This window comes from Bradyrhizobium sp. Ken01, assembly GCF_055807355.1.
In genome coordinates this window covers 1-7,232 of sequence record NZ_JBVVPC010000102.1, presented here as the reverse complement: position 1 = coordinate 7,232, position 7,232 = coordinate 1, and the positions used below count along the sequence as shown (strand labels likewise).

Sequence of the window (7,232 nt, the reverse complement as noted above, 5' to 3'; positions counted from 1 at the left end):
GGTCCGGATGGCGAGGATCTCGCCCGCGCCGGCCTTGGCGAGCAGGTCGTTTCGGCCAACCTGGATCTCACCGCAATAACCCGGGCTCGATTACGGCTGCCGTACTTGAATGATGTCGCGCGGCTGGCTAGCCGCTTGCGATCGCAGCTGCCGAACGCCAAACGGCCGCTGATCTGATGTTCGGAGAGCGCCCGCAGACGGAATGACCAAGACATCACTCGGTCGTGGAGCGGACCACTCGTCAGGTGAAATCGCGCCCATCAGCCACTCAAGAGGCGCTCTGGGCTGAATCAATTGATGCCGTGCGAAGCTCAAGTACTCCAGACTTCGGCTGAGGAGGGCTATGCGACGTCTCGCGTCAGAATCATAATGTCGCATACGGTCATATTTACGACGTACGGCGCCATGGACGTAGCCAAGTTCGATTTATTCTTTTGATGCAAATTTAAACGCCTGACTGACCAGGGTTTGCGATAGCTCATCATCTCCGCTTCACAACAGTTCGGGCGAAGCACTCCGATGAAGTTCGAGGGCACGCTCACTAGGCGCGCCCCGAAGTCGAAGGCTTGTGCCCAGTTCGGCATGCGCTGCGAGATTGGGCATCGCTGACGCCACGCATTCCTGGTCAGGAGCGACTTCCGGCGAAGAAAATGTCGGCTCTCTCGTAAATGCGACAGGAGGGAATGATGCACGATAGATCAAGTAACTCCCGACCCGCTTCAACACCGTGTTGCGCGATATGCGGCGGAAAGTTCGGGCTGATACGCTACTATTGCTGGCGAACAGCCCTATGCTCGAAGAAATGCGTCGATCGCTTCAAGGCGCGTCGGCACAGTGATCAGATATGGCTCCGCTGGTTACGAGCAGCTTAGTATGCTTTGTCTCCGAGCTATGCGGGAAAGTGGGTGATGACGGAATCAGATAGGCGCCGTATCGAGGCGGGTGTCGAGCCTGCCAGAACCTCTCAAGGAGAGCGATACGCCATGAACGAGACTAGCAATATTGTTGCCCTTCGTCAGCTTGATGATATCGACGATCCACTGACAATATTCTGCGAGCTGGTGCGCGGCAGCTTCTGGCGCAGGCCGTGGAGATCGAAGTCGAGACGTTTCTTGCCACGGTTGACGACGGGCGCGCCCGTGTCGTACGGCATGGTTACGGCCCGGCCCGAAGGATTGCTACCGGCATCGGACCGGTCGAGGTCGCGCGGGCGAAGATTCGGGACCGCGGAGCGGCCGTCACGGCGAGCGGATCCGCTTCAGTCGGCGATTCTGCGGTTCTGGACGGGGCGGACCAGGAGTCTGGATGCGCTCTTGCCGGTGCCGTACCTGCGCGGCATCTCGACGGGCGATTTCCAGGAGGCGCTGACGGCCCTACTGGGCAAGGACGCGCCGAACCTGTCGCCTTCGGTCATCTCCCGGCTGACCGCCGAGTGGCAGGGCGAGTATGAGCGCCGGCAAACCACGCCGCCTGATCGCCTCGTCACGCAAAATTCCGCATAGCTCTTTGTCTCCCTCCAGGCTGCTCAACCAAAGTGCCATTGACGGAGCAGCCTCCGGCAGCGAGTTGTCGAGTGACGAAAATAGCTGAAGTCAAGCCTTGGGTGTTTGTAAGGATACAAGCCTTCGCCAACTCATTGGCTACATGATGGAAGCTCATCCCACCGCGGGCGCGGTGCTGTCCTTGTATCTCTCTTGGCCACCTCGGTCACTCCCCACTTGGCTGCACGCGCTCTTCCTATCCGAGTGAGGCGAACTGGAAGCGTTGTGAACAAGCATCAGCTCGCCATGACGCCGTTGTCCGAAGGGCCCAAACCTTCTCCGATCCGCGATGATGGGCAAGGAGCCAGCCGACGCGCAGGGACGGTATCTTCCGGGAGTGAAGATCTGGATCACGCCTTACAGTAGCCTGCGACGGAGTAACTCTTTGAAACTGGCTTTCCTGCAGCAGAATGAAGCGCTCGGGCCTGGGCTGCCGGCGCACGCTCAAGAAGAGGGAGGAGGCGGCTGTTCGGACTTTCGAGCTTTCAATGCGCGTCGTTTCATCGTTGCAGTGAGTTTTTTTGTCTTTGGTGGGTTCGGCGTCTTAGAGATCAAGGTGATAGTGACTAGATTCGACGGATTGTCCTTCCTTATTCGCTTCATCCGGCTGGCTCCAATGAATAAATGTACAACGCAAACAGGGCCGAATGCGACAACGCAGCGTTAGCGGCAGCGTGGCCGACCTGACGACGGACACTCGATACCTTCACGGCGGCTGCTCAAGTCAACTCCATGGCTCAACAACTAAGATGATATAAGCCACAGTCACGAACGCTTTGGTCCCTCAAGCGCTAACCTCGCCGGCGACAACAATCACCTGCTTCTACACCAAGCAGCTAGCCGGCCGAGGCGGCACCCCGCCCGACCGGCAACATAACTCGTGCCGGACCCATCTCTCAAATCTAGCGGCAACTTTGCACACTCGAAGTGGTGAAATTCGTCAAATAAAGTCGTTGGATGGGGAAATTTGGCGTCAGCCCATCGGCGTGGGAGTGATACTGTCAGGTCGCCACGAGATGTGGTCTGCAATCGAACGGGCCTGGTGTTAGTTCACAAGCGCCTCGAAGGCTGCAAGTTCGTTTGGCCAACGATCGCAGACGGCGTGATGCGCATATCGCCAGCGATCTTCGCAGCCCTGTTCGAAGGGCTGGATTGGAGATTAGTCCGCCCGGAAGAAGCGCGGCTTCCCCAGGCGGCTGGATAATTGCCGCAGATTGGCTCGGGAGCTATTTTGAACGTGGCCGGCGCAAATGGCGATGTGCTCGAAATAGCGCATGAGCATTGCGGCGCTCCGCAACGAAAAAGGCCTGAAGGCGCTTTGGCGCGAAAGCAGGCAGCCTTGAGCGAGCATCAGGGGGCATTTGGCGGATCGGAGGAAGCGAGACGTCGGCTGGAGGTCATTCTCGGCGAATTGAGACGCGAGAAGTTCGGCGCGAACTCCGAGAAGCTACGCGCCAGATCAGTATCACTTGCCGCTGGAAGACGTGGAGATCGCGCAAGGCATCCTGGACGCGGCTCAGGAAGAGCCGAAGCTGTGATCCAGGGCCAATCGCGGAGCGCGCCGGATCAAGGTTCTCATCGCAATAACGGCTGCTTGCCTGCCCATTTGCCTCGGGTGGAGCTATCGTCGAGCCTGCGAGCACGCTCTGTCCGTGCGGTTGCGGCGCCATGACAAAGATCGGCGCGGACGTCAGCAAACGCCTCGACGTGATCCCGGCGCATGGCGCGTGCCGGTCACGCGCCGCCCGAGAATACATCTGTCGCCGCTGCTCGGGCCCTGCCGTGCAGGCCCACGCGCCGGAGCACGTCGTGCCTGGTGGGCTGCCGACCGAAGCGGCGATTGCACACGTGATCGTCTCCAAGTTCGGCGACCATACGCCGTTTTACCGTCAGGCCGAGATCTATGCTCGACAGGGGATCCGGCTTGATCGGGCGACACTGGGCACCTGGTCCGGCCGCGCCTGCTTCCATCTCCAACCCATAGCGGACCACATGCGTCGGCATCTGGAGCGGGCGGATCGTCTGTTCATGGACGAAACCACGGCACCGGTGCTCGATCCCGGGCGTGGCCAAACGAAGAAAGGCTACTCCTGGGCGATCGTCTCGACGACCGCGGCCACAGCGGCCCAAGTCCTCCGATCGTGCTGTTCCGATATGCCCCCGGTCGCAGCGGCGCCTTCGCGGAGCAGTTCCTGCATGGCTTTAACGGACGCTTCCTGCAATGCGATGATGACCGGCTGACCAAAGTCGCTCGACCGAAAAGGCCGTGGACGCTCGTGCATTGCTGGAGCCATTTGCACCGGCGCTTGCTCAGCGCGCAACAGCAAATCGCCGATTGCCCAGGCTGCGGTTCGGCACATCGCACAGCTTTACGCCATGGAAGCCATGCTACGCGGTTCATCGCGGGACATCCGGCTGGCCGCGCGCAAGGAGCACTCGCCGCCAATCGTCGCCGCGCTTAAGCCATGGTTCGAGAGACAGCTTTCGATAATCTCCAGTGGTTCGACGCTCGCCGAGGACATCCGCTACGCGCTCAATCACTGGCAAGGGCTGACCCGCTTCCTCAAAGACGGGCGCCTCGAGCTCGACACGAACCCGGTCGAGAACGCCATCCGGCCGGTCTGCCTGACCAAAAAAAATGCGCCCTCGCCGGTCATGAAGTCGGCGCGCAAAACTGGGCCTTGCTCGCGTCGATCGTCGCCACCTGCAAGCTCAACGACATCGATCCGGCCGCCTACATCGCCGATACACTCGAGACGATCATCGACGGCCATCCCCATAGCCTCATCGAAAAACTCGTGCCGTGGCGATTCCGCAAAACGTCAAGCCAGCCTCAATACGGTTGCGACTAAGCGCTCACAAACAAGTGGCATCTGAATGCTAAGGAAAGGATGAGGGCACGCGCACAAAGTAGCTCCAGCCGCGGGGCTTGCAGCCAAATTCTACTGCATCTTTGGATACCGCTCGGCGGACAGATTGGATTCAGGAATACTTGTGCTCCTCTGTCGCCCGGCCAATGGTGGGACATCTCCCGTACTGGACGGTAGTAGGACTTCTACGCGCGATGCTCTATTAGGTTTGCGAGAACGTTGCTCAGAGTGACGCGCGCATGTCGCCTCGAACGCTCTAGAAGCGCTACGATGGTGGAGAGCACGCTCGAGTAAATCGCGTCGATGCACTTCGCCAAGCACCAGCCGTGCGGTAGGCGATAAATGAATTGATGGTCATTCCGGTGAACTTCCAGGTCACAGTCCTGAAAATCCTGGTGAGCTATCCGGATGGGTTTGCACGCATGGCGGACCTCAAGCGGGACATGGCTATTTTGGCGACGAGCGGTTACGACTGGGCCGAGCGCACAAAGAGATTGGCTGCCAGCGTGCCGAACCTTGACATCTTTTCCCAGCGGTTAATCGAGCGCGTTAACGGAGGGTGGCGAATCACGGAAAAGGGACGAGCGCTACTCAGAGCGATCGAAGCTCGACCCTCCAGAGGTGACACTGCAGACAAAGCCGGTGGCTGAAGCACCAGCGGAATTCTATGCTGACCCGACAGCGACTAGTCGAAGCAGACCTGCGTTCGCACGAGATCCGGCAGCGGCGTCGCCTTCCGAAGCAGATCGGGTGCGACCCGGATTTAAGTAGCGTCCTTTACTTTCGACGCGAAAAAGGCGCCGCAGGGCTGGACCCAGTTCACGCCATAGAACATCCACAAGATATGCCTCGGGTCGCTTATTGGGTCTGTTCGTTCCAGCGAGACTTGGCCCTGATCAGCCCGTCGATCTCGGCCTCATCGACCTGCTTCGCGATGCTCGGTGAAAGAGGTTGCTCTCCGCGGCCGGGCTTTCAGAGCGGCCTTCACCGAAGGAGCCGTAAGGAGCGATCTGCACCATGGTATCCCTCCTCTGGGAAGTGGAGCATCTCATCGAAACCTCACCGCTGACCAGCTTGTTCTTCCCCGAGAATTCGATGGATAAGCATTTTCACCGGTCGGACGGCGAGTAAGCCGAGGCGTGCTTGGATCTTGCCCTATCTGAGCTGGTCTCCAAGAGTGATTGAATAGCGCCAACATCCAGCTGTGTCTCGTCCAAGCGAGTATGAGCCCCCTCGATCCATCCCCTCGTACTCAGTCGGTGGGCTGATGCGGTTTGGCACGGCCTAAGCTATCGGTATGGCATTCAGTCGAGCGGGTCTACTCTTGCGTGCGAGACTTGGAGCACCGGCAAAGTTGAACCAATGCGATCGCGTTGCTTATGAAACAAATGTGCTGCATTCTTCCTGCCGATATGCGGACAGGACGCACTTTTTCGGCTTGAAAAGTGCGGACTTCGGCGGCTTGACGCAAGAGCAAACCGGTATCGAGTTTAGGACCCTGCACCTAAGAGTATTCACGCCGGAAGAGCTGCTGAGGTTCCTTCACTCATTAAACACCTGCTGTGAGCCGTTTCATATGCCACACAGCTCTCCGTTTAACCTCGTGATGTGTGCGGACTTCTGATCCTTCTTACCGCTTTCATGTTGGCGGCACGTGGCCAGCACCGAAATGATTTTGCGCAGTATCCGAACGGGCCTTACCAGGGGTAAACGTGCCATAGCTCCCACATGATAGAGGGGTTTCTCCTGCATCTACAAGGGGCCCCGCAGAAGCCACTGCAGTCCTGAGAGAGATGTCGAGTTCCAAGGATGGCATGTTGCGCGGGTTCGTTCGATCGCGGCAATCGCGCGGCAAACGAATCTCCTTGCGCTGAACGGCAGGGGTTTGCGGTTGTTGCCCAGGGGGGGAAGTCTCTTGCCACGCAAACCACGCATGGGACAGTTGAGGTAACAAGCATATTGGAGGACTTCAGGCGGCGACCACCGAGTCGGTCCACAAGATTGCAGAAATCGACGCTACAATGGCGCATCTCGGAGATTGCCAAGACAACTTGTTGATTCAGTGGGGGTGCAGGAGACAGCGAGCAAAACCATCGCAGTTAATGTGCAGGAAGCTGCGGCGAGGTCTTTCCTAGGTCGCAGAGAGACAAAGTCATCACTGAATCGAGGCAAGCCGGAGAGGCTTCAACGCAAGTGCTGGCGTGTGCCGAATTATTATCCGGCGAAAGCTTTCGATTGAAGCGTGAACTTGATAATTTCCCAAAATCCAAGCAGCTTAGGCGCCAACGCAGTTAAAACGCGCTGCTCCTTCATATGCAATTGCAGGGCGCGAACCCAGCCTGGACGACGTATCAGTGAACCTCAAACCGGAGCTCAATTCTAACGCTTCCAGACTGTGTGCCTGTCAGGTGTTTGCGGAATGGACAGGTGCGACGGGTAGACGGAGCAAAACCTGCCCAGTTACTCAGGCGAGCGCAATGGTCGAGCTTGCTTCGTGTTACCGGTCTCACGCGCAATCTTGGCCGATGTCATCCGGAGGCGCCTAAGGCCAGCGGGCGTGCCGTCGCGAGTTCTTAGGCTTTTCCTTGACGCGGCGGTATACAGATATTTCGTTGATCTCACGATGTATGTGAACACGCAGGGCGCGTTGCGGGATAAAGGCAAAAAAACGCCGTAGCGGTTTCCCGCGCCGGCGTCATGTTGACCCAGGCGCTAGAGATTACGCTGCGTTGAAGCCCGCAACCGCCTTCACTTCGAGGAAGTCCTCGAGGCCGTACTTGCCCCACTCGCGGCCGTTGCCGGACTGCTTGTAGCCGCCGAA

The 7,232-nt window shown here is 58.5% G+C and carries 6 protein-coding genes and 3 pseudogenes; 8 read left to right on the top strand and 1 reads right to left on the bottom strand.

Going from position 1 to position 7,232, the window contains the following annotated elements; genetic code table 11:
- Positions 1 to 983 precede the first annotated feature (983 nt).
- The 8 genes and pseudogenes from AC0L3S_RS38545 to AC0L3S_RS38510 form a co-directional block, all read left to right on the top strand.
- Positions 984 to 1,460 (top strand): annotated as a pseudogene (locus tag AC0L3S_RS38545) (transposase); the annotation flags it as partial.
- Positions 1,461 to 1,926: 466 nt separating this feature from the next.
- Complete coding sequence (locus AC0L3S_RS38540; protein ID WP_259219455.1) at positions 1,927 to 2,208, top strand: hypothetical protein; 282 nt, start codon at positions 1,927 to 1,929, stop codon at positions 2,206 to 2,208.
- 351 nt (positions 2,209 to 2,559) lie between these two features.
- A complete protein-coding gene (gene tnpB / locus AC0L3S_RS38535) occupies positions 2,560 to 2,745 on the top strand; it encodes an IS66 family insertion sequence element accessory protein TnpB (RefSeq protein ID WP_374762402.1) in 186 nt (61 codons plus the stop codon).
- A gap of 33 nt (positions 2,746 to 2,778) precedes the next feature.
- Positions 2,779 to 3,213 (top strand): transposase, encoded by a 435-nt coding sequence (locus tag AC0L3S_RS38530; protein WP_374762404.1) that lies wholly within the window; start codon positions 2,779 to 2,781, stop codon positions 3,211 to 3,213.
- A complete protein-coding gene (locus AC0L3S_RS38525; protein ID WP_259265538.1) occupies positions 3,210 to 3,782 on the top strand; it encodes an IS66 family transposase in 573 nt (190 codons plus the stop codon). Before AC0L3S_RS38530 ends, AC0L3S_RS38525 begins: the two co-directional genes overlap by 4 nt.
- Positions 3,683 to 4,124 (top strand): annotated as a pseudogene (locus tag AC0L3S_RS38520) (IS66 family transposase); the annotation flags it as partial. The gene AC0L3S_RS38525 and the pseudogene AC0L3S_RS38520, both read left to right, overlap by 100 nt.
- 98 nt (positions 4,125 to 4,222) lie before the next feature.
- Positions 4,223 to 4,393, top strand: coding sequence for a transposase domain-containing protein (locus AC0L3S_RS38515; RefSeq protein WP_259219509.1), 171 nt, complete (start codon positions 4,223 to 4,225; stop codon positions 4,391 to 4,393).
- 380 nt (positions 4,394 to 4,773) lie between these two features.
- Positions 4,774 to 5,043, top strand: a pseudogene (locus AC0L3S_RS38510) (hypothetical protein); the annotation flags it as partial.
- A gap of 2,087 nt (positions 5,044 to 7,130) precedes the next feature.
- On the opposite strand, the gene AC0L3S_RS38505 reads toward AC0L3S_RS38510, so the two are convergent.
- On the bottom strand, positions 7,131 to 7,232 hold a 102-nt coding region (locus AC0L3S_RS38505), incomplete at its 5' end, for an aldehyde dehydrogenase family protein (protein ID WP_473285104.1).